The sequence below is a fragment of the Rhizobium tropici CIAT 899 genome (genome assembly GCF_000330885.1).
GTDB classification, from domain to species: Bacteria; Pseudomonadota; Alphaproteobacteria; order Rhizobiales; family Rhizobiaceae; genus Rhizobium; species Rhizobium tropici.
This window is the reverse complement of sequence record NC_020059.1, coordinates 1,691,629-1,716,571: the sequence shown is the minus strand read 5'-3', so window position 1 is coordinate 1,716,571 and position 24,943 is coordinate 1,691,629. Positions and strand designations below refer to the sequence as shown.

The following is a 24,943-nucleotide window of genomic DNA, read 5'->3' as shown; positions in this document are numbered from 1 at the left end:
ATGCTCCCCTGTAATGAGGCGACACCGGGGCTGACCCGACGTCACGGGAATATCAATTGTCTGATACGATGGTCTTGCGGCCGCCGCCGGTCAAGATTTCCGCGAAACCGCCCTTCTCGTGAATGGAGAAGACGACGATCGGAATGGAATTTTCGCGTGCAAGCGCAACGGCTGCGACATCCATGACCGCCAGCCCCTTCTCGAGCACCTGACTATGGGTCAGTTGCTCGAAGCGCTCGGCATCGGGGAACTTCTTCGGATCGGCGGAATAGATGCCATCGACCTGGGTTCCCTTGAAGATCGCTTGGGCGCCCATTTCGGCGGCACGCAGCGCGGCGGCAGAATCGGTTGTGAAGAAGGGATTGCCGGTACCGCCGGCAAAGATCACCACGCGGCCGAGCGAGAGGTGGTAAAGCGTGGCGCGCTGCGAGAAGCTCTCGCAGATTTCCGGCATGGAGATGGCCGAGAGCACGACGGTATCGATATCAAGCTTGCGCAGCGAGGTCGCCAGGGCCAATGCATTGATGACCGTGCCAAGCATGCCCATGTGGTCGCCGGTCACGCGGTCCCCACCCTTGGAAGCCACGGCTACCCCCCGGAAGATGTTGCCGCCACCGACGACGACACCGACCTCGACACCCATTTCGCGCGCCTGCGCAATGTCGCCGGCAATCCGGTCCGCGACGGTGACATCGATACCGAAACCCTGGCTGCCCATCAGAGCTTCACCAGAGGCCTTGAGCAACACGCGCTTGTAGATCGGCTGGGACATCGTAGCTCCTTGAAGTGATCACCGGGGAATGATTGTGAAAGCCGGATACACGAAGGGCACCGCGTTGTCACGCGATGCCCATACGTTTTCCCTGATATGGTTTCACCAAACCGGGATATGTCTCTTTTCGATCGGGCTTTTCCGCACGTCTTCAAACTGCGGAAAAGCCCTATCGTTTTGTTTCCTTACGCATTCCGAACGGAAAACCGCTACGCACTTTTCCTGGGAATGCTCAGATCAGCCCTTGGCGACAGCAGCAACTTCTGCAGCGAAGTCGCTTTCTTCCTTCTCGACGCCTTCGCCGAGCAGCAGACGGGCCATGCCGGTGATTTCGATCGTGGCGCCGGCGGTCTTTTCAGCTTCCTTGAGGGCAGCACCGACCGTCAGGTCCGGATTGATGACGAAAGCCTGCGAGAGAAGAGCGACTTCCTCGAAGAACTTACGCATGCGGCCCTCGACCATCTTTTCGATGATGGCTTCCGGCTTGCCGGATTCGCGGGACTGTTCGATGAAGACGTTGCGTTCGCGCTCGGCGACGGCGGCGTCGACTTCTTCGGCACGAATAGCCAGCGGGTTGGTAGCAGCAATGTGCATGGCAATCTGACGGCCGATCGACGTCAGAACGGCCTTGTCACCGACCGACTTCAGGGCGACGAGAACGCCGAGCTTGCCGATACCGTCACCGGCAGCGTTGTGGATGTAGGTCGCCACGACGCCGTGCTCGACTTCCAGCTTGGCGGCACGACGCAGCGTCATGTTCTCGCCGATGGTTGCGATCGCGTCCTTGATGGCGTCGGCGACCGGCTTGCCGGATGCGGGATAGGTCGCAGCCGAAATAGCTTCAACCGTGCCGTCGGTGGACAGCGCAACTTCGGCGATACCGCGAGCGAGGTCCTGGAAGGCATCGTTGCGGGCAACGAAGTCGGTTTCGGAGTTGAGTTCGACGACAACGGCCTTGTGACCGGCGCCGGCGATGGCGATCAGGCCTTCAGCGGCGGTGCGGCCGGACTTCTTGTCGGCCTTGGAGATGCCCTTGGCGCGCAGCCAGTCGATCGCGGCTTCGATATCGCCGTTCGTCTCGGTCAGCGCCTTCTTGCAGTCCATCATGCCTGCGCCAGACTTTTCGCGCAGTTCTTTCACCAGTGCAGCCGTAATCTCGGTCATAAGCTTCCTCTTGTCGGTTCATACGGTGCGGCGAAGGGCGTCAAGCCGAAGCGGCACCGATTTGAGGGACGAAATGTACCCGTAAGTATGACAGCGTTATGAAGCAGCGTCATACTGTGGAATTCTTGATTGGAACATGCCTGGATTTTCCGTCCAGGCGAGCAGTTACCAAAAACGCGATAAGGCCGCCCGAACTTGTTAAGTCGCAAACGGCCTTATCCCGGATGTCATTGCGCTTGGGCGGACGGTTTATTGTCCGCCTCTTGGCGCGATCAGGCTTCGGTGCCGTCCGCCAGGGTCGGCTCGACCGGAGCTTCTACGGAAGCGCCGAGGTCACGGCCCGATGCGCTCTGCTGGCGAGCGATACCGTCGATGGCAGCGCGCGAGATCAGGTCGCAGTAAAGAGCGATGGCGCGCGAGGCGTCGTCGTTGCCCGGAATCGGATAGTCGATCAGGTCCGGATCGCAGTTCGAGTCGATGATGGCGACGACCGGGATGCCGAGGCGCTTGGCTTCGTCGATCGCGATCTTTTCCTTGTTGGTGTCGATGATGAACATCAGGTCCGGCGTGCCGCCCATGTCCTTGATACCGCCGAGGGCCTTGTCGAGCTTTTCGCGCTCGCGCTCAAGGTTCAGACGCTCCTTCTTGGTGAAGCCCTGGGCTTCGCCGGAGAGGATTTCGTCGAGCTTGCGCAGACGCTGGATCGAGTTGGAGATCGTCTTCCAGTTGGTCATCATGCCGCCGAGCCAGCGGGCGTTGACGTAGTACTGAGCCGAACGCTTTGCGCTGTCAGCGATCAGTTCGGACGCCTGACGCTTGGTGCCGACGAACAGAACGCGGCCGCCACGGGCAACGGTGTCGCTGACAACCTGCAGAGCGCGGCTCAGCAACGGAACCGTCTGAGCGAGGTCGATGATGTGGATGTTGTTACGATCGCCGAAAATGTACGGCTTCATCTTCGGGTTCCAGCGGTGCGTCTGGTGGCCGAAGTGAACACCTGCTTCGAGAAGCTGGCGCATAGAAAAATCGGGCAATGCCATGCCTTTGTATCCTTTTCCGGTTGAACCTCCGCAAGGCGAACAGCATCCTCTTCGAGAATGCCACCGGGCGGAACAATCCGGATTTCTCCCGGACAATCCCATGCCTTACGTGTGGAATGCGGGTGCCCATACATTCGATTCGCGTGGAATGCAAGGCTTGAGGCTCAAAATAGCCGATTCTTATCGCAATCCATCCCGCAGCTGGCTACTGGCAGGCCTTCGTACCGAGAACTTCAAGCTTGGTGAGCTTACCAGTCAGCACGAAGTCGCCATAATCCATGGTGAGGTCGCGCGTGATGCCGTTCTCGTAGAGTTTAAAGGACATTCGGTAGACGGGTACGGCGTCGCCCGTGGACTTTTCGTTGAAATAAGCCACGGTCACCGGCCAGAAAGGTGTCTTGGAGAAGGCGCCAGCCTTGTCAGCATCGGGATCATCGGTGGCCGGCGTCTGCTCCTTGCCGACGACAGTGGTGGCGATCAGCGGCTTGTCGCCGTCATCCGAACCATCGAAGACCTGCGCCTCGAAGAAATTCTTGCCGAGCTTCGCGTTATGGATGATGTCGAGCATGTGCTCCGTCGGGAAACGGCTCTCGATGATCTGGACCTGCTTGTTGTGCGGCTGCGTGAGGTCGACCTTGATGCCCTTCTGGTCGTCGCTTGCCGCGCCGCGCACATCCTTGTCGAGCTGGCTGTCGGTATAGGATTTGGTTTCGAAGCGGAACAAGCGCTTGCCGAGATCCTCGAAGGTCGTCGTCTGCTGGTCGCTGACGCGCGTTGAGTCCCCCGTATCGATCTTCGTCACGAAGCGGAAATTGGTGGTGAATCCGGTACAATCCGAGCCTTCGAACTCATAGACCATGCGGCCGACCATGCCGGAAATGCCGGAGCGATCAGAGGCATCCTTCAGTTCGAGCTCGTAGACGGCGCGATGCGCGATCAGTCCGCTCGGACCGGCCGCATGGGCTGCAGAGGCCCCTAGGGAAAGAATGCTCAGGCCCGAAAAAACGGTAGCAGCAAGACTCGAGCGGAACATTCATTATCTCCTGTTGGACTCGCACGCGATGTTATAAGAACGCTTTCGGCTGAAACGAGGCTGCCGATCCTAAGTGACCGAATTTAGTCTTGATGCCGGATTTTTGAAGTTTTTACAACAAAACGGGAGATGAAAATGTCCGACGCTATCGAGGCCCGCCTGCAGGAACTCGGCATCGTTCTGCCGCAGGCCGCAGCACCGGCCGCCAATTATGTTCCCTATGTCATCAGCGGCAATCTTCTCTATCTATCGGGCCAGCTGCCGATGGAAAACGGCAAGATCGGCGTGACGGGTCATCTCGGCAAGGATGTCGATGTAGCCGGCGGGCAGCGGGCGGCAGAGCTTTGCGCCATCAATATTCTCGCTCAGGCAAAAGCCGCCCTCGGCGGCGATCTCGGCCGGATCAAGCGGCTGATCAAGCTCAATGGCTTCGTTGCCTCAACGCCCGATTTCGTCGAACAACATCTTGTGATCAACGGCGCATCCAATCTTCTGGCAAACGTACTGGGCGAAGCCGGCAAGCATGCCCGCGCCGCCGTCGGCATGGCCGCCCTGCCGCTCAATGCCGCCGTTGAAATCGATGCCATTCTGGAAATCGCATAATGAGCAAGTTTGCCTGGCTGACCGAGCGCCCCGTCGCTCACCGCGGCTATCATGACATGAACAAAGAAGTCTGGGAGAACACACTTTCCGCCTTCAGCCGCGCGATCGAAGCCGGCTTTGCCATCGAGTGCGATCTCCACTACGCCTCGGACGGCGTTCCCGTGGTCTTCCATGACGACGACCTCCAGCGCGTCTGCAACCTGCCGGCCGAAGTGCGCGAGCTCACCTCGGCGGAACTCGGCCTGCTTTCTATCGGCGGTACCAAGGACAAGATCCCTACGCTGAAGCAACTCCTGCAGCTCTGCGGCGGTAAGGTGCCGCTGGTGCTGGAGTTGAAAGGACGCGAAGGCGATGACGAAGGCTTTGCCGAATCCGTGCTCGAAGTGCTGGAAGGCTATAAAGGGCATGTGGCCCTGATGAGCTTCGACCATTGGCTGCTGAAGGATCTTAAAAGCCTGGAGGCACCCTACCCTGTGGGATTGACGGCCGAAGGAAACAAGCCTGAGACGTTTTTTCAGCATGACGAAGCCATGCATCTTGGGCTAGACTTCATTTCGTACTTCTACGGCCACTTGCCGAACCCCTTTGTTACGGCGCAACGCCAGCGCGGTATTCCGGTCATCACCTGGACCGTGCGCGACGAAGCGGCCCGCAAACATACATTTGCCAATGCAGACCAGATGACCTTCGAAGGTTTTGATCCGCGCCAGGCCTCGTAATCGGCATCGATTGAAGGAGAGGCTTTGCGCATACCCAAATTGCCGCTGCGCCGACAACACGCCCATCGGGCGGATGGCGCAGCGGTGAAAGCCCCTCCCTTCCTTCCAAGCGCAAGAGTTTGATGACAGACGAATTATCCATTCGAGTCGAACGATCCTTCAAGAATATCGCCCCGGAAAGCTGGTCGAAGCTCGCCGGAGCGTCCAGAACCGGCAGCGTCCTGCCCTACAATCCCTTTGTTTCGCACGCCTTCCTCTCATCGCTGGAGGAGTCCGGTTCCGCGACCGACAAAACGGGATGGCTCGGCAGTCATCTGCTGCTCGAAACCGACGGCGGCGAATTGCTTGGTGCCGTCGCGGGCTACCTGAAGAGCCATAGCCAGGGCGAATATGTCTTCGACCACGGCTGGGCCGATGCCTTCGAACGGGCCGGCGGCCGCTATTATCCGAAGCTGCAGTGCTCCATTCCCTTCACGCCCGCCACCGGCCCGCGGCTGCTGGTTGCCGAGGGACAGGACCGAAGCGTGCTGCAGCCGGCGCTTGCCGAAAGTCTGAAAGAGGTCACCCGCCAGCTCGGCGTTTCCTCAGCGCACATCACCTTCCTGCCGGAAGACGAGATTTCTGTTTTCGAAACCGACGGTTATCTGCATCGCACCGACCAGCAGTTCCACTTCATCAACGAGGGCTACGCCGATCACGACGCGTTCCTGGAGACGCTGGCATCGCGTAAGCGCAAGGCATTGAAGAAGGAACGGCGCGCGGCGGTCGAGCACGGCATCACCATCGACTGGCTGACCGGCAGCGATCTGACGGAGGGCATATGGGACCAGTTCTTCGCCTTCTACATGGATACCGGCAGTCGCAAATGGGGCCGCCCATACCTCACGCGGAAATTCTATTCGCTGATCGGCGAGCGTATGCCTGATGATATCCTGCTCGTCATGGCGAAGCACGAGGGACGTTACATCGCCGGCGCCATCAACTTCATCGGCGGCGAGACGCTTTATGGCCGCCATTGGGGCTGCATCGAGGATCATCCCTTTCTGCATTTCGAAGTCTGCTATCATCAGGCGATCGATTTTGCGCTGAGTAGAGGCTTGAAGCGTGTGGAAGCCGGGGCGCAGGGCGAACACAAGCTGGCGCGTGGCTATCTTCCCGTCATCACGCATTCCGCGCACTATATCGGTCATCAGGGCCTGCGACGCGCCGTTGCGGACTATCTGAAGCATGAGCGGGAACAAGTGGAGGAGATGAGCGAAATCCTCACCGAGCACAGCCCCTTCCGCAAGGGTGAGCGGCAGGATATCTAACCGTTCGGCATAAACACAAACGCAAGACGAGGAGACCCTGGATGACCAGCCCCGCCTATGACGACAACAATATCTTCGCAAAGATCCTGAAAGGCGAGATCCCTTCCTACCGCGTCTACGAGGATGAGCACACAGTCGCCTTCATGGATGTGATGCCGCAGTCGCCGGGCCATACGCTTGTCGTGCCGAAGGCGCCCTCCCGCAATATTTTCGACGCCGATCCGGCCGCGCTGCAGCAGGCTATCACTGTGGTACAGAAGATCGCCGTCGCCGTTCGGGAAGCCTTCGACGCGGACGGCGTCTATATCGCGCAGTTCAACGAGCCCCCCGCGGGACAAACCGTGTTCCATCTGCATTTCCATGTTATCCCGCGCATCGAGGGTGTCGCGCTGAAGCCGCATTCGGGCAAGATGGAGGATGGCGCCGTGCTGGCGGAAAACGCGAGGAAGATCATCGAAGCGCTGTCTTGATGCGCTGAGTTCCTCAAGTCCTCTCTGAGATTTTTCTTATAACCATATAAAAACGGCTGCATTATCTCTAATGCAGCCGTTTCATTTTTCTCAAATCACCGATCGGTGACTACTTACGCGGAACCTTAGGAACCGTGCCACCGCCCTTGCGTGGTGACTTGCCTTCGGACTCGCCGCTTTCACCTGATGTCGCAGCCTTAGCCGAGCGGCGGCTATCGGCTGCCGTTGCAGCCTTGCCGACGCGGCTTCTGGCCTTGACTGTCGTGTCGCCGTCATCCTCTTCCACCTCGGCCGGCACATCGCCCACTTCGGCTTCCGGCTTCGGCCGGATCGGAGCGGTGTCGGCGATCGCCTCGAGCAGGATGCCGGTCGAGCCGTCTTCCTTCTTGCCGACCGTGACGGTGACGACGCCACCCTTCTTCAGCTTGCCGAAGAGGATTTCGTTCGCCAGCGGCTTCTTGATGTTTTCCTGGATGACGCGCGCCAACGGACGGGCGCCCATCTTGTCGTCGTAACCCTTCTCGGACAGCCATGCGATTGCGTCCTCATGCAGGTCGAAGGTAACGTTCCGCTCGGAAAGCTGCGCTTCCAGCTGCATGATGAACTTCTGCACGACCTTGTGGATAACGGTCGTCGGCAACGGCGCGAAGGGAATAACCGCGTCCAGACGGTTGCGGAATTCCGGGGTGAACAGGCGGTTGAGAGCCTCTTCATCCTCGCCCGTACGCTTGGACGAACCGAAGCCGATGGCGGCCTTGGCCATTTCCGAAGCGCCCGCATTGGTCGTCATGATCAGGATGACGTTGCGGAAGTCGATCTTCTTGCCGTTATGGTCGGTCAGCGCGCCGTGGTCCATGACCTGCAGCAGGATATTGAAGATATCCGGATGCGCCTTCTCGATTTCGTCGAGCAGAACCACGCTGTGCGGATGTTGATCGACGCCATCGGTCAGGAGGCCGCCCTGGTCGAAGCCGACGTAGCCGGGAGGTGCACCGAGCAGACGGGAAACCGTATGACGCTCCATGTATTCCGACATGTCGAAGCGTAGCAGCTCGACGCCGAGCGACGAGGCAAGCTGCTTGGCAACTTCCGTCTTGCCGACGCCGGTGGGGCCGGAGAAGACGTAGCAGCCGATCGGCTTGTTCGGTTCGCGCAGGCCGGCACGTGCCAGCTTGATCGAGGTCGAAAGTGCTTCGATCGCCGTATCCTGGCCGTAGACGACAGAACGCAGTTCCTGCTCGAGGTTGGCGAGAACCATCTCGTCATCCTTGGAAACCGTCTTCGGCGGAATGCGGGCCATGGTGGCGATCGTCACCTCGATCTCGCGCTCGGTGATCAGCTTGCGACGCTTCGAGGGCGGCAACAGCATTTGCGCGGCGCCGGTTTCATCGATGACGTCGATCGCCTTGTCCGGCAGCTTGCGGTCGGAGATATAGCGGGCCGACAACTCGACAGCCGACTTGATGGCGTCGTTCGAGTAGCGCAGGTGGTGATACTCTTCGAAATAGGGCTTCAGGCCCTTCATGATTTCGATGGCATCCTCGATGCTCGGCTCGTTGACGTCGATCTTCTGGAAACGACGGACGAGGGCCCGGTCCTTCTCGAAGAACTGACGGTATTCCTTATAGGTGGTCGAGCCGATGCAACGGATCGCGCCTGAGGAAAGAGCAGGCTTCAGCAGGTTCGACGCATCCATCGCGCCACCGGAGGTGGCGCCCGCACCGATAACAGTGTGGATTTCGTCGATGAACAGCACGGCGCCCGGATACTCCTCGAGTTCCTTGACGACTTGCTTCAGGCGTTCTTCGAAATCGCCGCGATAACGGGTGCCGGCAAGCAGCGTGCCCATATCCAGCGAAAAGATCGTGGCATCGGCGAGCGCTTCCGGAACCTTGCCCTCGACGATTCGCTTGGCAAGACCTTCGGCAATCGCCGTCTTGCCGACGCCGGGGTCACCGACATAGAGCGGATTGTTCTTCGAGCGGCGGCACAGCACCTGGATGGTGCGGTTGACCTCAGAGTGGCGGCCGATCAGCGGATCGATCTTGCCGCTCTTGGCTTTCTCATTGAGGTTGACGCAGTAGGCCTTCAGCGCATCCTGCTGCTTCTTGCCACTGCCCTCCTCCTGCTCGCCGCGGGAGGTCGGCTTGCTCTCGGATTCGCTTTCCTCGGCGCCGCGCGGCGTGCGGGTCTGGGAGGAACCCGGGCGCTTGCCGATGCCGTGAGAGATATAGTTGACCGCATCGTAGCGGGTCATTTCCTGCTCCTGCAGGAAGAAGGCAGCATGGCTTTCCCGCTCCGCGAAAATCGCGACGAGAACATTGGCGCCCGTCACTTCCTCGCGGCCGGAAGATTGCACATGGATCACGGCGCGCTGGATGACGCGCTGGAAGCCGGAGGTCGGCTTCGAGTCCTCATCATAGCCCGTGACCAGGTTGGAGAGTTCATTATCGACGTATTCAGTCAGAGTCTTACGGAGCGCGTCGAGATCAACATTGCACGCGCCCATGACAGCTGCGGCATCGGCGTCGTCTACCAGCGCCAAAAGCAGATGTTCCAGCGTGGCATACTCGTGATGCCGCTCGTTCGCGTAGGTCAGTGCCTGATGCAGCGCCTTCTCAAGACTAGGCGAAAATGTTGGCACGTTCAGATCCTCACTTCTTTTCCATAACACATTGCAGCGGATGCTGGTGCTGCCGGGCAAAGTCCATGACCTGGCTCACCTTCGTTTCGGCTACTTCATATGTATATATCCCGCACTCGCCCACGCCATGATTGTGGACATGAAGCATGATACGGGTGGCACCTTCGAGATCCTTTTGGAAGAAACGCTCCAGGATATGGATCACGAAGTCCATGGGCGTATAGTCGTCATTCAGAAGCAGCACGCGGTACAGGTTCGGTTTTTTGGTCTTGGGCTTGGTGCGTGTAATCACCGAGGTCCCACGGTTTCCGTTGTCCCCGTTCCTTTCGCTGTTGTTTTGCATCCGGATCGGCTCAGCGATCATTTCATTCATTCCTCAAATCATCCGGCAGAAGCTATCGCATTCCGACTTGGCACTGGGGGTTGGGTTCTTCACTTGGTCGGGCCGGATATCCGAACCTCTAACTTAGTTCATATTGGCGGGATTTTAAGCCCCTTGCGGGACACTGCAATCACAATTCGCTGACAAAGCGGGCTGGGGTCAAAAAAGTCGCTGCATATCTTCGCCTTTGGTTCGATGCACCAAAACGCAAAAGACCGGCCACGCATCGCGCAGCCGGCCTTTCCGGAAATTTTGCCTTTCGGCGAAAGCTTAAGCGGCGGTCGCCGTAGCTGCTGCCTTGCCGGCAGCCTTCGTTGCAGCCGCGACGGGCGCTTCGTAAGGCTTGTATGCATTCTTGGCGAGATCGGCATACATTTCACCGAGCTTGGTGGCTTCGGCAACGAAATTTTCGTAGGAGGACTTCACATAGCTGCTCTGCAGTTCGAAGGCAGCTTCGAAGCTCTTGACGCCGGCGAGCGTTTCGAAGTGCGCAACACCATCCTGGAAAGACTTCTTGGAGTATTCAGCGGCTTCGGCGGCGATCGCCTGAAAACCCTTGGTGACATCGGAATAGCTCTTCAGCGCCGTGTCCATGGCTTCCTTGCCCTTCTTGTTTGCATCATCGAAATTGAACATGCTTCTCCGTCCCTTTGTTGGCCGGCCGGCGGCCGGTTTACAGGGATAAAGGTTAAATGCGATGCACAATTAGTCAAGTAGTCTTGTGCGGCGCAATATCTCCTTTAGATTGTATTCCGGAGAAGAACAGGCCGCCAGTGGCTTCGAGTGCAGCGCATCATTTTGTTTTTTCTAAAATATATCATCGGGCTTGCAACCACAGGCTTTGATTAAAATATTGGCATTTGGTCAGAAAGAAGCCGCAAGAAATCAAAACGGCGACGGAATGATCAAATTGACGACTGCCAAAGAAAAAGGCCGCATTTCAATGAAATACGGCCCGAATACTCGATCACTATACGAGATCGATGGAATCAGAGATCGACGTCCAAAATGGCCATCGAGAAGTTATAGGAGCGGTCGCCATCTTCATCGTCGATATAGACGACACCCAGAAACTCCTCGCCGAGATAGACTTCCGCAGAATCATTCTTGCGCGGGCGGGCCTTCACCACGACCTGCGGGTTGAACGTGCGCTTGAAATAGGCGTCGAGTTTCTTGATTTCTTCGGGCTTCACAATGCTTCTCCGTGAGGATCTCTGTTGGCCGCTTCTTGCATAGGAAAAGCGGCGGTGTAAAGACCGGAACCGCGCATAGCTATCCACCGGCTGCGCAAGCCTCGGAAAATCGAGTTGGATCCCCCTAAAGCGCGTCGCGATCTTTCGGATTCGCTTCTTGCGCTTTAGGTCTTTGATCTGGGCATGTCGTTGTCGCAACACCGCCGCACACTTTTGCGCGACATGCTTTAGATTCCCGCGCCCATGATCTGATCCACGACCAATTGCTCGGCCAACAGCTGATCCATCGAGCGAGACGGCTCGGAACACCCTGCTTCCCCGACCACCTTGGCCGGAACGCCGGCCACAGTCGTCTTGGCGGGAACCTCCTTCAGCACTACCGAGCCGGCGGCGATACGCGAGCAATGGCCGATCTGGATATTGCCGAGAATTTTTGCTCCCGCCCCGATCAAGACGCCGTGGGCGATCTTCGGATGGCGGTCGCTGCCTTCCTTGCCGGTACCGCCGAGCGTGACCCCGTGCAGGATCGAGACATTGTCGCCGATGACGGCCGTCTCGCCCACGACGAGACCGGTTGCGTGATCGAGGAAGATGCCCTTGCCGATGCGCGCCGCCGGGTTGATATCGGTCTGGAAAACGCTGGAGGAGCGGCTCTGCAGATAGAGCGCGAAATCGCGGCGGCCGCGATTATAGAGCCAATGCGCAAGGCGATGTGTCTGCAGCGCATGGAAACCCTTGAAATAGAGCACCGGCTCCAGGAACCGCAGGCAGGCAGGGTCGCGATCGTAGACGGCCTGGATATCGACGCGCAGAATCGATCCCCATTCCGGCCAGTCTGCCAGCATTTCCTCGAAGGTCTGCCGCAGGAGGATGGCCTGCAGGTCCGGATGGTCGAGCCGCTCGCAAATGCGATAGATAACGCATTCTTCCAGCGAACGATGGTTGATGATCGTCGAATAGAGGAAGGCGGCAAGGAGCGGATCCTTTTCGGCAGCGGCGCGTGCTTCCTCGCGCATGCTGTCCCAGATCGGGTCCATGAGCTTCACTGCGCCTAGGCCTTCTACCTGGCGAATATCCGTTGCTGCGACCATTGGCGGTCTCCCGATTTTCTGACAGGGGTGCATTATATAGAATAAAAGCCACACAAGACAAATGGGTTGATCGCACATGATTTTCGAGCATGACTTTGCCGGCGGTCTCATTCGCGCGACATGCAGCGATGGCATGGGCATGATTGCGATCAGCAACCCCGACAGAAAGAATGCGGTGACGGCCGCCATGTGGCGTGCGATCCCGCAAGCAGCGCGCATTCTGACCGATGAAGCCCATGCGCATGTGATTGTTCTGCGCGGCACGGGCGCGGATTTTTCAGCCGGCGCCGATATCAGCGAATTCGACAGCGTTCGCAAGAATTCCGCGACCGCAGTCGCCTATGAGGCTCTGAACAGTCGGGCTTTCGAGGCCATCCGTCACTGCCGCGTGCCGACGATCGCCGCAATCCGCGGCATCTGCTATGGCGGCGGCTTCGGGCTCGCCGCCGCCTGCGATCTGCGCATCGCCGAAAAAGGCGCGCGGTTTTCCGTTCCCGCCACTCGCCTCGGCATCGCCTATCCCGCCGACGCCGTGCAGGATATCGTCAACGCGCTCGGGCAACAGATGGCGAAGGTTGCCTTATTTACCGGTGCCTCCATGTCGAGCGAGAAGATGGCTGCCGTCGGCTTTCTTCTGGAGGAAGTCGAGGCAAGCGTATTCGATCAGGAAGTATCCGCCCTCGCCCATGCGATTGCGGCCAATGCGCCGATCGCGCTGCACGCTTCGAAACTCGCTATCCGGGCTGTCATCGAGCAGGATGGCGACCTGTTGCGCGAGGCGGAAGTAATCGGCGCCGAGACTTTCGACAGCGCCGACTACGCCGAGGGCCGTGCCGCCTTTGCCGAGCGGCGGAAGCCGCATTTCACCGGCAAGTGACCTGAAACCTAGCGCTTGTCCAGGCGCCGGTAGAATTCCAGAACCGCAGCCTTGAAGATCTTGTCGCCAACGGCGAGCATATGATCGCGGTTCGGAATGTCTATGGCCTCGGCATTCGGCATCAGTGCAGCCAACTCCTGCCCAGAGCCGGCAATATCGTCCTTGGTGCCGACGGCTATCAATGTCGGTGCCTCGATCTTCGCCACGTCCTCCCGTGAAACCAGATCGCGCGAGCCCTGGATGCAGGCGGCCAGCGCCTGACGGTCGCTTTTCGTCTGTTCGGCAAAAGCGCGGAACATGCGCCCGCGCGCATGGGTAACATCATCGAGCGACGGCGCCACCAGCGCATCCGCGATCGGATCCCAATCGCCGACGCCCTCAACCATGCCAATGCCGAGACCGCCGAGAACCAATGAGCGGACACGATCCGGATGAGCGATCGCCATGAAGGCCGAAACGCGCGCGCCCATGGAATAACCCATGACATGTGCCTCTGAAATGCCCAGATGATCGAGGAGTGCCACGGCATCCTCTGCCATGATCCAAGGGTGATAGACATCGACATCGTAAGGCTTGTCGCTCGAGCCGTGACCGCGATTGTCGATGGCGATGACGCGATAACCCGCCTCGCCGAGCGTCTTCAGCCAGCCGGGATTGACCCAATTGGTAATCGCCGTGGAGGCAAAGCCGTGGATCAGCAGCACCGGCGGGCCGTTCGGATCCCCTTCATCGAAAAAGGCGAGCTTCAATCCATCTTTGACAAAGTGGAGCATCTTGGGAGCATTCAAATTCATGGCTTCGTCTTTATAAATTGGGTCCTCTTGGCGGCGGACCATATTTTATCGGCGATATCAAATGAACCCTGCGCTTGCGAAAATCTCTGCATCAAGCCGGACTTTCGCACTACACAATCGGGAAGAAGGATTATAAAGAGGGGCTACCAAGTCTGGCGCAACATTCATGCCCCTCACGGCAAGACGCATTCGGAGATCATCATGGCCGGCCACAATATTCCCCATTTCCAGAACGACGGCGGACATCGCGTCATCGAAATCGGCGTGAAGGAATTCATGTGCACCGGCGCTTCGGTTCCCTATGATCATCCGCACATCTTCATCGATCTCGGAGACGAGAACGAGAAGGTCTGCTCCTACTGCTCGACGCTCTATCGCTACAATCCGTCGCTGAAGGCGGATCAGACCAATCCGGCTGGCTGCGTCTTCCATTTCAAGGCTGCCTGACGCCACAGCGTCCGATCGGACACAGGAAAATGCCGATCAAAGCAGCCGCAATCATTGGCGCCGGAATAGCTGGATTGACGGCGGCGCTGGCGCTGGCGCGACATGGCATTGCCCCCGACATTTTCGAACAGGCAGAGGTGCTGACCGAGGTTGGCGCAGGCTTGCAGATTTCGCCAAATGCTTCCCGCATCCTCGATACGCTCGGCGTTCTCGACAAACTTCGATCCGTCTGGCTGGAGCCGGAAGAAGTCCGGCTCGTGTCCGGCTCATCGCTGCGTCCCGTTGCATTGGTTCCCTGTGGAAAATTTGCAAGAGAGCGATGGGGTGCGCCCTATGGTACCGCGCATCGGGCGACCTTGCAAAAGGCGCTTCTGGATGCGGTGACGGGCAATACCCTATGCAGGCTGCATCTCGGCCGGCACATCGACATCAAAAACATGCTGGCACTGGAAGAGATCGCCGGAAGGAAGCTCGATCTCGTCATCGGTGCCGACGGCGTCTGGTCGAAGGCGCATGCGATGGTGCCAGGCGCGCCCTCGCCGCTCTTTTCGGGCAATATTGCCTGGCGCTTCTCCATTCCTGAGGCGGTCGCCCCTTCCGTCCTGAGCAAGACAAGCGTTACGGCCTTCCTCGGGCCATCGAGCCATCTCGTCTGCTATCCCATTCGGGAAAATGCCGCCTTCAATATTGTCGCGATCGTCTCCGGCAGCGGCGCCAGCCGCGATTGGGGCGCGGCCGGCAACAAAACGCAGCGTGAGCAGATGCTGCGCGGCTTTTCCGGCTGGAACAGAACGATCCTGCAAATGCTCGAAGCCCAGGAGCAGGCCAGCTTCTGGCCGCTCTACGAGATGAAGGCGGGCCGATGGCATAATGGCAGCGATACTATTCTGATCGGGGACGCTGCGCATGCGATGATGCCGTTTGCGGCCCAGGGTGCAGCCATGGCGATAGAGGACGCCTTCGAGCTTGCCGGCATGCTGTCGGGACGCGAGCCCGCGGAAGCTTTCGAGCTTTACGAGAGGCATCGAGCCCCGCGGATATCCCGCCTGCGCCAGCGCGCCGCCTTCAACCAGTTTGCCTATCACGCACGTGGCCCCATCCGCCTGGCGCGCGATCTCGTCCTCTCGTTGCGCCCGCCGCAAAGTCTCGCGGCGGACATGGATTGGATCTACGGCTATCGCGCCATCGGCTGATCAGGCCCGGACAGCAGCAAAGCCCTTTTCAATATCCGCCTTGATGTCGGCGACGTCTTCCAGGCCGATTTGCAGCCGGATAACAGGCCCTTCCGTCGGAGCCTTGGTCACGCGCCGGTCACTGAGGTTGACCTGCAGTGCAAGGCTCTCGAAGCCGCCCCAGGAATAGCCGAGACCGAAAATACGCAGAGCATCCAGGAAGGCATGCGCCTTCACCTTGAATTCTTGCGGATCGTCAACAGCCACAACGAAAGAGAAGATTCCGCTCGCTCCCTTGAAATCGCGCTTCCACAAGTCGTGGCCCGGGAAGCTCGGCAGGGCCGGATGCAGCACGCGCGCAACCTCCTCCCTGCCCTCGAGCCATTGTGCGATCGCAAGCGCGCTTTCCTGATGACGCTCCAGACGCACGCCCATGGTGCGCAAGCCGCGCAGGACCTGATAGGCATCGTCAGGCGCGCCGCAGAGGCCGAGCTGCCCATGCGCCGCGATCAATTGCTTCCAATGCGCTTCATTGGCCGAAACGGTTCCCATCAAGATATCGGAGTGGCCAGCCGGATATTTCGTCACGGCATGAATGGAAACGTCGACGCCATGATCGAGCGGCTTGAAATAGAGCGGCGTCGCCCAGGTATTGTCCATGGTGACGACGCAGTCGTGACGATGAGCCACCGCCGAAATCGCCGGAATATCCTGCATTTCAAAGGTGTTCGAACCCGGCGCCTCGGTGTGGACCAGCCTGGTGTTTGACTTGATCAGCTGTTCGATGCCAGCACCCACCATAGGATCGTAATATTCGACCTCGATACCGAGGCGCTTCAGCATCGTATCGCAGAAGAATCGCGTGGGGCCGTAGACCGAATCGACGATCAAGGCATGATCGCCGGCAGACAGATAAGCGAGAAACGTCACCGTCACCGCTGCAAGCCCGGAGGGAACGATCACCGTTCCGGCGGAGCCTTCCAGCGCATTCATCGCCTCGCAAAGCGCATCCGTGGTCGGAGTTCCACGCGTACCGTAGGTGTATTTCTGGTCATGCGTCTCCATCACCCGCGCATTGGGAAACAGCACCGTCGAGGCATGCACCACGGGCGGATTGACGAATCCATGGAAATCGAATGGCGAATTGCCGATATGGGACAAACGCGTGTTGATGCCGGCGTTCTGCAGGAAGTTGTCTTTGTCTTTCATGTCCGGATATGCCTTTGGCGCTGCGAGAAAGTGGATTTGTGGCGACCAAGCTCCGCTGGGTCAACCCCGACGCTTTCGACACACTCTCATTATTCGAGGGCTAAAATAATGGAAATTGTGGAGGAAACCGCATTTTCGCGCAGTTTTTTGGCAAAATGCCGCCCATTTTAACGCCAAATGACGAGTTTTTGGCCGCATCGAACGAAAATGCCGAATAAATCCGCAATAATTGGGGCGATCTCTTGACCGTTACACCTTTTACGACTGTGATAGCGTCACTCGCTCCGATAAGGAAGGAACATGGTTTCTCAGGGACCTGCTTCGGAGGCGATACTCTTTTAATTATAAAACAAATAGACAAAGGTAGGGAAAATGAAAAAGTTTGCTCTCTCCGTATTTCTCGGAGCCGCAGCATTGGCTTGCACCGTGTCCGGCGCGTCGGCTTCGACGCTCAGCGACGTGAAAGCTAAAGGCTTCGTGCAATGCGGCGTGAATCCTGCTCTTCTCGGCTTTGCACAGCCTGATGCGGCCGGCAACTGGACCGGCTTCGACATCGACTTCTGCAAGGCTGTAGCCTCTGCCGTATTCGGCGATCCGAGCAAGGTGAAATACACGCCTCTCAGTGCCAAGGACCGCTTCACCGCGCTGCAGTCGGGCGAAATCGACGTACTTTCCCGTAACACCACCTGGACCATCAACCGCGATACGGCGCTCGGCCTCAAGTTCCGCCCGGTCACCTATTACGACGGCCAGGGCTTCATGGTTCGCAAGGAACTGAACGTGAAGTCGGCGCTCGAGCTGTCGGGCGCTGCCATCTGCGTCCAGTCCGGCACGACGACCGAGCTGAACCTCGCCGACTATTTCAAGACCAACAACCTTCAGTACAATCCCGTTGTCTTCGACAAGCTCGAAGAAATCACGACGGCCTATGATTCCGGCCGTTGCGACGTCTTCACCACAGACCAATCGCAGCTCTATGCCGTTCGTCTGACGTTGAAGAACCCGGACGATAACGTCATTCTGCCCGAGATCATCTCGAAGGAGCCGCTTGGCCCGGCCGTTCGTCAGGGTGACGACCAGTGGTTCAACATCGTCAGTTGGACGGCCTATGCGCTTGTGAGCGCCGAAGAATTCGGCATCACCCAGAAGAACGTCGACGAAATGAAGAATTCGGCCAACCCGGACATCAAGCGCTTCCTCGGCGCCGAGGAAGGCTCCAAGATCGGCACCGATCTCGGTCTGACCAACGATTGGTCGTATAACATCATCAAGGGCGTCGGCAATTACGGCGAAATCTTCGAGCGTAATATCGGCGCAGGCAGCCCGCTGAAGATTGCCCGCGGCATCAACGCTCTGTGGAACAAGGGCGGCATTCAGTACGCACCTCCGGTGCGCTAAGCCGCGAAGAGCCCAGGCCTAACTTAAAGAGAGAGGCGGCTTCGCCTCTCTTCCCTCAAGAAAACAAGCCTGAAACGGGCACATTGGGGAAAATTTCTACATGGCAATTACTGCAAACTCGCCTGAAGGCGAGCGTTCGGCCTTATCGGCAGCGTTGTACGACCCCAAGGTTCGGGGCGTGTTCTACCAGGCCGTCACGATCATTATCCTTGCCGCATTCTGCTGGTTCATCGTTACGAACACGATGGATAATCTGCGCGCCTTGAACAGATCTTTCGGCTTCGACTTTCTCGAAGGTCGCGCCGGCTTCAACCTGGGGCAGGCGCTGATCCCCTATTCCAGCGATTCGACCAATACCACGGCACTCATCGTTGGCCTGCTCAACACGCTTCTCATTTCGCTGGTGGGCATCATTGCGGCAACAATCATCGGCTTTTTAGTCGGCATGGGCAGGCTTTCGCATAATTGGCTCGTTGCGAAGCTGTCGCAGGCCTATGTCGAAATCTTCCGCAATATCCCGCCGCTGCTGGTCATCTTCTTCTGGTACAGCGGCGTTCTCGTATTGCTGCCGCAGGCGCGCGAGGCCGTGCATCTGCCGTTCTCCAGCTATCTCAGCAACCGCGGGCTTGCCTTCCCGAGCCCGATTTTCGGTGCGGCCATGTGGGCCGTCGGCGTTGCCCTCCTCATCGCCATAGCTGCGGTGTTCTTCGTGGCGCGCTGGGCGCACAGGCGTCAAACGGCAACGGGTCAGCAATTCCACACAATCTGGGTGTCGATCGGCATCTTGATCGGCCTGCCGTTGCTTGTCTTCCTGGTGACGGGCATGCCGCTTTCCTTCGACTACCCGGTTGCCGGCAAATTCAACCTGACGGGCGGCACGGTGATTGGTCCGGAGTTCCTTGCGCTTCTCCTTGCCCTTTCCCTTTACACCGCATCCTACATTGCCGAGATCGTTCGCGCCGGCATTCGCGGCGTAGCAAAGGGGCAGTCGGAAGCGGCGGGCGCACTCGGTCTGCGGGCGTCAGCCATCAACCGGCTGATCGTCTTACCACAGGCAATGCGCATCATCATTCCACCGCTGACGAGCCAATATCTCAATCTCATCAAGAACTCATCTCTCGCCATCGCCATCGGCTATGCGGATATTGTCGCCGTTGGCGGCGTGATCCTCAACCAGTCCGGCCGAGCCGTCGAAATCGTCATCCTTTGGATGGTCGTCTATCTCATCTTGAGCATCGCAACCTCGCTGTTCATGAACTGGTTCAACGCCAAGATGGCTCTGGTGGAGAGATAAGATGTCGAGCGTAGATCAACACTTCGTCAGCAAGACATTGCTGGTGGCGCAGCCGGCGCCCGCCAGCGAGAAAGGTCCGTGGCACTGGTTGAAAAAAAACCTGTTTGCCACGCCGAAAGACATCGTCCTGACCTTGATTGCTGTCGCCTTCCTGGCCTGGACGATACCGCACCTGGTCGACTGGCTGTTCATAAACGCAGTCTGGAGCGGCACGGACCGCACATTCTGCGCCACCACGGTTCAGGGTGGAACGCAGCCAGATGGCTGGAATGCCGCCTGCTGGGCCTTCGTCCGCGCAAAATTCGTCGTCTTCATGTTCGGCCTCTATCCACCGGACGAGCGCTGGCGGCCCCTGCTCGTCTGCATCTTGATGGTCGCGAGCTTCGCGCCGCTGCTGATACCGTCCGTTCCCAGGAAGGGATTGAACGCAATCCTGGCATTCTTCATACTGCCGATCGTTTCTTTCTTCCTGCTTCATGGCGGCTTCGGTCTTGAGATCGTCGAAACGGAAAGATGGGGCGGGCTGTTGGTGACGCTGGTCATTGCCTTCGTCGCCATCGCGGTCTCCTTTCCGTTCGGCATCGTGCTCGCGCTGGGCCGCCGCTCGAAAATGCCCGTCGTGCGCATGCTGTGCGTGATCTTCATCGAAGTGATCCGCGGCGTACCGCTGATCACGGTGCTGTTCATGGCGAGCTATATGCTGCCGCTGTTCATGCCGCAGGGCTGGACTATCGATAAGCTGCTGCGTGCCGTCGTCGGTGTCGCGATCTTCACCTCAGCCTATATGGCCGAAGTCATTCGCGGCGGCCTCCAGGCCATACCGAAGGGCCAGTTCGAGGGCGCCGATTCACTCGGCCTCGGCTACTGGCAGAAGATGCGGCTGATCATTCTGCCGCAGGCGATCAAGCTGGTCATTCCCGGCATCGTCAATACCTATATCGGCATGTTCAAGGACACGTCGCTGGTTGCGATTATCGGCATGTTCGACCTGCTCGGCATCGTCCGTCAGAACTTCGCGGATGCCAATTGGGCGACTGCGGTGACCCCGGTAACGGGTCTCGTTTTCGCAGGATTCGTTTTTTGGCTGTTCTGCTTTGGCATGTCGCGCTATTCAGGTTTCGTGGAACGCCATCTCGACACCGGCCACAAGCGATAAAATTGAGGGAAACACAAAATGGCTGAAGCCCAATCGAAGAAAATGACTGTCTCCGAGACCGAGGTCGCGGTCGACATGATCAACATGAACAAGTGGTACGGCGATTTCCACGTGCTGCGCGATATCAATCTGAAGGTCATGCGCGGTGAGCGCATTGTCATTGCCGGCCCGTCCGGTTCGGGCAAATCGACGATGATCCGCTGCATCAATCGCCTGGAAGAACACCAGAAGGGCCAGATCATCGTCGACGGCGTCGAGCTGACGAACGATCTGAAGAAGATCGACGAAGTGCGCCGCGAAGTCGGCATGGTGTTCCAGCACTTCAACCTCTTCCCGCACCTGACCATTCTGGAAAACTGCACGCTGGCACCGATCTGGGTGCGCAAGATGCCGAAGAAGCAGGCGGAAGAGATCGCCATGCACTTCCTCACCCGCGTCAAGATCCCGGAGCAGGCCAAGAAATATCCCGGCCAGCTTTCCGGCGGCCAGCAGCAGCGTGTGGCGATCGCCCGCTCGCTCTGCATGAACCCGAAGATCATGCTGTTCGACGAGCCGACGTCTGCGCTCGACCCCGAAATGATCAAGGAAGTGCTCGACACCATGGTCGGCCTTGCCGAAGAAGGCATGACCATGCTGTGCGTCACCCACGAAATGGGTTTCGCCCGCCAGGTCGCCAACCGCGTCATCTTCATGGACCAAGGCCAGATCGTCGAGCAGAATTCGCCGAAGGAATTCTTCGACAACCCGCAGCATGAGCGCACAAAGCTGTTCCTCAGCCAGATCCTGCACTGATTTGGAATAGATCGAATGAACGAAACCCGCCGCTGCATCGCAGCCGGCGGTTTTTTTTATAGGCCGCCGGCGTCAATGATCACCATCGACGTTGGGCCGAGGATTTCGCGGGCCGTCTCCTCCCGATTGCCGCCTGGCAATTGGCAGCATGAGTAGACCCGGTAGCGCTTTACGCAAAACGCGATATATTCTTTACCACCACGAATAATGGGGAATTCACGAGACGTCGAGGGAAGCGGGCCGTGAAAAAGATCGACAGGATCATCGGCGGACTTGCACTTTTAAGCGCCGCCATCATCGTCATAAAACTGGCCGGAGCAATGTATGGCCACGATCTCATTCAGATGGCGGTCGATGCTACAAGGCCCGTAGGCGCCGGCGGCTGGTCAACGACGGCGAATTGAGCATAGAGCGGGCTGATCGCGCGTGATCAGCAGCACGCTATCTGATCGGAAAATGGCGACCCCTGCAGGATTCGAACCTGCGACCACATGCTTAGAAGGCAAGTGCTCTATCCAGCTGAGCTAAGGGGCCGTAAGGCCTGGCCGCACCTTAGGTGCGGCGGGCAACACATGCCTGAAACCGCCGCCAAACTCAATGGGCGGCGTTCAATAAGTGCCTGGCTTCAGTGAGTCCAGGGCTGGATGCGGTTAAAGCGAAAGTTGTCGGTATAGGACACCGTCTGCCGGATTGGATCCTTCGGCGCGATGACACGGTATTCGATGCCGTTGCGCTTGGCGTAGTCTTCCGCCTGCTCCTGCGTCTCGAAGGTCAGCTTGAGCTGCTGGCGCATATCGCCCGAGGACGTATAGCCCATGATCGGATCGATCTTGCGCGGCGTTTCCTGATCGAACTCCAGAACCCAGATATTGGTTTTGGCCTTGCCGGATTGCATGGCGGTTTTTGCAGGACGATAAATCTTGGCAGGCATTGCTGCAGCGCCTCCGAATCGAGCGGGAATGATCCGCCTTCTTGCTTCTCTTGCCTTGGCGCGATCCCTTGCAGGTCACGCGAACACGACTTTTGCTTAGCCGCGAATCCCTTTGTTTTCAAGCGAAAAGGCAGCCGCTATCGGGACGAATTCAACGACTTCTATGAGGGGATATTAAATGGTCGGAGTGGAGAGATTCGAACTCCCGACCCTCTGGTCCCAAACCAGATGCGCTACCAGACTGCGCTACACTCCGTACCGTCAGCACGACCCAAACGGGACCATGAGCTGATTTCCGCCGAACGCTTGATCCTGCGGAACGAGTGGGGAGATACACGGTTCATCTCCCCGCTGCAACAGGTAAAATCTCGCCCGGCACATCTTCCCCGGTGAAAATTTACTTGCCGAGCTTTCCTGAAATGGTGGCACTCGTCACCGTATCGCCTACGGCAAGGCCGAGTTTGCGAACAATGCCGGCATTCAGCTCGATGACATAGGCAACCGTCCCGCCGGAGCTGATGATCGCTTCGGAATAGGGCACGGCGTTTTCCTGGATATGGGTTACGATACCCTGTTGATCCAGAAACAGCATATCGAGCGGCAACTTGGTGTTCTTCATCCACATCATGACAGGCCGCGACGTGCCGAAATCGAACAGCATGCCATGATCGGCCGGCATGCTGTCGCGATACATCAAGCCGAGTTCGAGCTGCGGCGGCGTCAGGGCCAGTTCCACGGTGAATTTATGCGTCTGGCCCTTGGGCGATGCGATCGAAAGCGGTTCCGAATCGAAAGCCATCGACTGCCGGCCCACAGTTTGTCCCGCAAAGGACACCGGGATAACGGCCCCAACGAGAAAAAGCGCCAAAATGGCGCTTTTTACGATGCATAATGCATTGTTTTTAAAAGATTTTATAATTTCTACCATAACTAAAACCATATTCAAATAGGTTGCTATCATGGTCATTATGGTCGCAATGGCCTTCGCTGTCGATGCATGATTGATGTGGGTCGGTCGTCACTTTCATGTCGGCGCATGCGAATATTCAGCGTTCGGTTATCTCGACGGCCATTCTAGCCACCAGCGATTCCGCCCATCTGGCTGGAATTTGCAAAAGCGGTATATCGACATTGGGGTGGTAGTCGAGAGGAAAGTGGCTTCAGATCGCCTGCACCGGGCAAAATCATCGTATAAGGTATTGTTTGTTGGTTTTGGTCAATTACAGGGCGCTCAGCCCCAATATGCGTTGAGCAGCGGCGCGAGTTCCTCATCACTGAGAACGCATTTTTGCTCTACCACCCTCATATTTTCAGCTCCGATCGCATAGCTGAAGTGAATACAACCACTTCGCAACGGATTGCTTCCGGATCGGACCTCGCCCGAAATAGGGTCGCGCTTCAGAATCAGTTGAAACTCATGAAACAGTCTCGTCTCACCAGGATGCACAACAAAATCGGATGGCGCGCTGATATGATGGCGTCCGCCGTAAATTGATATCTCGTTTTTGCTAGTAGTGTATCCAAGCGCTCCGAAGGCTTCTCCCACCAAATTCCAAATTTGCACCGAGATCGACTTTGCACTGACTTCACCTTCATTGCTCAGCCCAAATTGAAATTTATAACGCATTTCCCTTACATTGATGTTCATGGCCCCATCGAAGGAAGTCTTTAGAACTAAAATCGGGGCGGTCGTGCGCCTAAACGCATCTTCAACGTCATAATGTTCCATCGGATAGGATCGGCTTCCGATCCGCTTGAAATATTCCTTCTGGCCCTTCGCCTCTGAGCGATGGGGGCGTCTGTCCGACCGGGGAACGCGGACAATGATGTACCCGGATGCTTGATCTGCAAGTGAAGGAATTCTAACTACTTCAATACCCGTATGTCGGGGCTGCAGAAGCTCAGCCGCCGCATCGCGTACCGACGTTTCAGCTCTTGCTAAGCTGGATATCGGGGTGAGACGCTCGGCTTGGTCGATTCCATGGGTTGACCTGCAATCCACGCCAAAAACGATTACGCCACCGGCAGAATTTGAAAATGCTGAGGCCTCTTTTGCGAAGATTTTCTTCCCAGCCGGAGAGAGGCTGCCATCAAGAAAAATTGGCTCGCGCAGATCATGGGCTTTAAACTCAAGCGTCAAATCTTCCTGGCGACCAAGGAGGCGTTCGATTGCTGCTTCGCCTCCAGATACTAATTCGTCCCACATGATGCTGCTCCCCAAAACCGTCCACTGAATAGCCGAATTTCACGCGTGGTTGAATATATATGTCCGCCAACTTCTCCGAAAACGTGTTCGACAATATCCAGGGGCGATAGAACCTCGATTGCCAGGCGTCTGTCTGCGCGGCGCATTGTTGATCATATGGATCAACAATGGGGCAAGATAATTGATCGGTATCGATTGGTCGGCCTCGATCCTCGAAGTCCAGGGTCCGAGTTTGCAGCGCGTCGT

General features: G+C 57.8%; 26 protein-coding genes and 2 tRNA genes. 12 read left to right on the top strand and 16 right to left on the bottom strand.

Features of this window, described 5'->3' with window-relative positions; translation table 11 throughout:
- Window positions 1-52: 52 nt before the first annotated feature.
- From pyrH to RTCIAT899_RS08400, 4 genes are all read right to left on the bottom strand, one after another.
- Complete coding sequence (gene pyrH / locus RTCIAT899_RS08415) at window positions 53-772, bottom strand: UMP kinase (protein WP_015339795.1); 720 nt, start codon at window positions 770-772, stop codon at window positions 53-55.
- A 237-nt stretch (window positions 773-1,009) separates the two neighbouring features.
- Entirely contained in the window at window positions 1,010-1,936 is a 927-nt protein-coding gene (gene tsf / locus RTCIAT899_RS08410) for a translation elongation factor Ts (RefSeq protein WP_015339794.1), read from the bottom strand.
- 272 nt (window positions 1,937-2,208) lie between these two features.
- The gene (gene rpsB, locus RTCIAT899_RS08405) at window positions 2,209-2,976 is read right to left on the bottom strand and encodes a 30S ribosomal protein S2 (RefSeq protein WP_015339793.1); all 768 of its coding nucleotides are present in this window, start codon (window positions 2,974-2,976) and stop codon (window positions 2,209-2,211) included.
- 205 nt (window positions 2,977-3,181) lie between these two features.
- Window positions 3,182-4,009: a cell envelope integrity EipB family protein gene (locus tag RTCIAT899_RS08400; protein WP_015339792.1), complete on the bottom strand. Its 828-nt coding sequence runs from the start codon at window positions 4,007-4,009 to the stop codon at window positions 3,182-3,184.
- Between the two features lie 135 nt (window positions 4,010-4,144).
- Here RTCIAT899_RS08400 and RTCIAT899_RS08395 point away from each other — a divergent pair, with 135 nt between their 5' ends.
- From RTCIAT899_RS08395 to RTCIAT899_RS08380, 4 genes are all read left to right on the top strand, one after another.
- A complete protein-coding gene (locus tag RTCIAT899_RS08395; protein ID WP_015339791.1) occupies window positions 4,145-4,612 on the top strand; it encodes a RidA family protein in 468 nt (155 codons plus the stop codon).
- Window positions 4,612-5,331: a glycerophosphodiester phosphodiesterase gene (locus tag RTCIAT899_RS08390; protein WP_015339790.1), complete on the top strand. Its 720-nt coding sequence runs from the start codon at window positions 4,612-4,614 to the stop codon at window positions 5,329-5,331. Before RTCIAT899_RS08395 ends, RTCIAT899_RS08390 begins: the two co-directional genes overlap by 1 nt.
- 122 nt (window positions 5,332-5,453) lie before the next feature.
- Entirely contained in the window at window positions 5,454-6,641 is a 1,188-nt protein-coding gene (locus RTCIAT899_RS08385; RefSeq protein WP_015339789.1) for a GNAT family N-acetyltransferase, read from the top strand.
- A 41-nt stretch (window positions 6,642-6,682) separates the two neighbouring features.
- Window positions 6,683-7,111 carry an HIT family protein gene (locus tag RTCIAT899_RS08380; protein ID WP_015339788.1) on the top strand — a complete coding sequence of 143 codons (429 nt, stop codon included), beginning with the start codon at window positions 6,683-6,685 and terminating at the stop codon, window positions 7,109-7,111.
- 109 nt (window positions 7,112-7,220) lie between these two features.
- Here RTCIAT899_RS08380 and clpA read toward each other — a convergent pair whose 3' ends face one another.
- The 5 genes from clpA to cysE all read right to left on the bottom strand — a co-directional run bounded on the left by clpA (window position 7,221) and on the right by cysE (window position 12,421).
- A complete protein-coding gene (gene clpA, locus RTCIAT899_RS08375) occupies window positions 7,221-9,755 on the bottom strand; it encodes an ATP-dependent Clp protease ATP-binding subunit ClpA (protein ID WP_015339787.1) in 2,535 nt (844 codons plus the stop codon).
- Window positions 9,756-9,765: 10 nt separating this feature from the next.
- Window positions 9,766-10,119: an ATP-dependent Clp protease adapter ClpS gene (gene clpS / locus RTCIAT899_RS08370; RefSeq protein ID WP_041677877.1), complete on the bottom strand. Its 354-nt coding sequence runs from the start codon at window positions 10,117-10,119 to the stop codon at window positions 9,766-9,768.
- A gap of 288 nt (window positions 10,120-10,407) precedes the next feature.
- Complete coding sequence (locus RTCIAT899_RS08365; protein ID WP_015339785.1) at window positions 10,408-10,773, bottom strand: phasin family protein; 366 nt, start codon at window positions 10,771-10,773, stop codon at window positions 10,408-10,410.
- 353 nt (window positions 10,774-11,126) lie between these two features.
- Window positions 11,127-11,330, bottom strand: a complete 204-nt coding sequence (locus RTCIAT899_RS08360; RefSeq protein ID WP_015339784.1) for a DUF3126 family protein — start codon at window positions 11,328-11,330, stop codon at window positions 11,127-11,129.
- A 227-nt stretch (window positions 11,331-11,557) separates the two neighbouring features.
- Window positions 11,558-12,421 carry a serine O-acetyltransferase gene (cysE, locus tag RTCIAT899_RS08355; RefSeq protein WP_015339783.1) on the bottom strand — a complete coding sequence of 288 codons (864 nt, stop codon included), beginning with the start codon at window positions 12,419-12,421 and terminating at the stop codon, window positions 11,558-11,560.
- Between the two features lie 76 nt (window positions 12,422-12,497).
- Here cysE and RTCIAT899_RS08350 point away from each other — a divergent pair, with 76 nt between their 5' ends.
- Window positions 12,498-13,298 (top strand): enoyl-CoA hydratase-related protein, encoded by an 801-nt coding sequence (locus tag RTCIAT899_RS08350; protein ID WP_015339782.1) that lies wholly within the window; start codon window positions 12,498-12,500, stop codon window positions 13,296-13,298.
- Window positions 13,299-13,306: 8 nt separating this feature from the next.
- Here RTCIAT899_RS08350 and RTCIAT899_RS08345 read toward each other — a convergent pair whose 3' ends face one another.
- Window positions 13,307-14,092 (bottom strand): alpha/beta fold hydrolase, encoded by a 786-nt coding sequence (locus RTCIAT899_RS08345; RefSeq protein WP_041677876.1) that lies wholly within the window; start codon window positions 14,090-14,092, stop codon window positions 13,307-13,309.
- Window positions 14,093-14,293: 201 nt separating this feature from the next.
- On the opposite strand from RTCIAT899_RS08345, the gene RTCIAT899_RS08340 reads away from it, so the two are divergent.
- Window positions 14,294-14,539, top strand: a complete 246-nt coding sequence (locus RTCIAT899_RS08340) for a zinc-finger domain-containing protein (RefSeq protein ID WP_015339780.1) — start codon at window positions 14,294-14,296, stop codon at window positions 14,537-14,539.
- Window positions 14,540-14,568: 29 nt separating this feature from the next.
- On the top strand, window positions 14,569-15,732 hold the full coding sequence (locus RTCIAT899_RS08335) for an FAD-dependent monooxygenase (RefSeq protein WP_015339779.1): 1,164 nt from the start codon (window positions 14,569-14,571) through the stop codon (window positions 15,730-15,732).
- On the opposite strand, the gene RTCIAT899_RS08330 is transcribed toward RTCIAT899_RS08335, so the two are convergent.
- Complete coding sequence (locus RTCIAT899_RS08330) at window positions 15,733-16,920, bottom strand: cystathionine beta-lyase (RefSeq protein ID WP_015339778.1); 1,188 nt, start codon at window positions 16,918-16,920, stop codon at window positions 15,733-15,735.
- Window positions 16,921-17,292: 372 nt separating this feature from the next.
- On the opposite strand from RTCIAT899_RS08330, the gene RTCIAT899_RS08325 reads away from it, so the two are divergent.
- From RTCIAT899_RS08325 to RTCIAT899_RS33685, 5 genes are all read left to right on the top strand, one after another.
- Window positions 17,293-18,318, top strand: coding sequence for an amino acid ABC transporter substrate-binding protein (locus tag RTCIAT899_RS08325; RefSeq protein WP_015339777.1), 1,026 nt, complete (start codon window positions 17,293-17,295; stop codon window positions 18,316-18,318).
- Window positions 18,319-18,418: 100 nt separating this feature from the next.
- Complete coding sequence (locus tag RTCIAT899_RS08320; protein WP_015339776.1) at window positions 18,419-19,612, top strand: amino acid ABC transporter permease; 1,194 nt, start codon at window positions 18,419-18,421, stop codon at window positions 19,610-19,612.
- Window position 19,613: 1 nt separating this feature from the next.
- The gene (locus RTCIAT899_RS08315; protein WP_015339775.1) at window positions 19,614-20,768 is read left to right on the top strand and encodes an amino acid ABC transporter permease; all 1,155 of its coding nucleotides are present in this window, start codon (window positions 19,614-19,616) and stop codon (window positions 20,766-20,768) included.
- An 18-nt stretch (window positions 20,769-20,786) separates the two neighbouring features.
- Window positions 20,787-21,560, top strand: coding sequence for an amino acid ABC transporter ATP-binding protein (locus RTCIAT899_RS08310; RefSeq protein ID WP_015339774.1), 774 nt, complete (start codon window positions 20,787-20,789; stop codon window positions 21,558-21,560).
- 242 nt (window positions 21,561-21,802) lie between these two features.
- Window positions 21,803-21,964 (top strand): hypothetical protein, encoded by a 162-nt coding sequence (locus tag RTCIAT899_RS33685; RefSeq protein WP_015339773.1) that lies wholly within the window; start codon window positions 21,803-21,805, stop codon window positions 21,962-21,964.
- A gap of 53 nt (window positions 21,965-22,017) precedes the next feature.
- Here RTCIAT899_RS33685 and RTCIAT899_RS08305 read toward each other — a convergent pair.
- The 5 genes from RTCIAT899_RS08305 to RTCIAT899_RS08285 form a co-directional block, all read right to left on the bottom strand.
- A tRNA-Arg gene (locus RTCIAT899_RS08305) sits at window positions 22,018-22,094 on the bottom strand.
- A 91-nt stretch (window positions 22,095-22,185) separates the two neighbouring features.
- Window positions 22,186-22,491, bottom strand: a complete 306-nt coding sequence (locus RTCIAT899_RS08300) for an ETC complex I subunit (protein WP_015339772.1) — start codon at window positions 22,489-22,491, stop codon at window positions 22,186-22,188.
- Window positions 22,492-22,670: 179 nt separating this feature from the next.
- Window positions 22,671-22,747, bottom strand: a tRNA-Pro gene (locus RTCIAT899_RS08295).
- Between the two features lie 141 nt (window positions 22,748-22,888).
- Entirely contained in the window at window positions 22,889-23,431 is a 543-nt protein-coding gene (locus tag RTCIAT899_RS08290; RefSeq protein ID WP_015339771.1) for a DUF192 domain-containing protein, read from the bottom strand.
- Between the two features lie 291 nt (window positions 23,432-23,722).
- Window positions 23,723-24,697 (bottom strand): AlbA family DNA-binding domain-containing protein, encoded by a 975-nt coding sequence (locus tag RTCIAT899_RS08285; RefSeq protein WP_015339770.1) that lies wholly within the window; start codon window positions 24,695-24,697, stop codon window positions 23,723-23,725.
- Window positions 24,698-24,943: the final 246 nt, after the last annotated feature.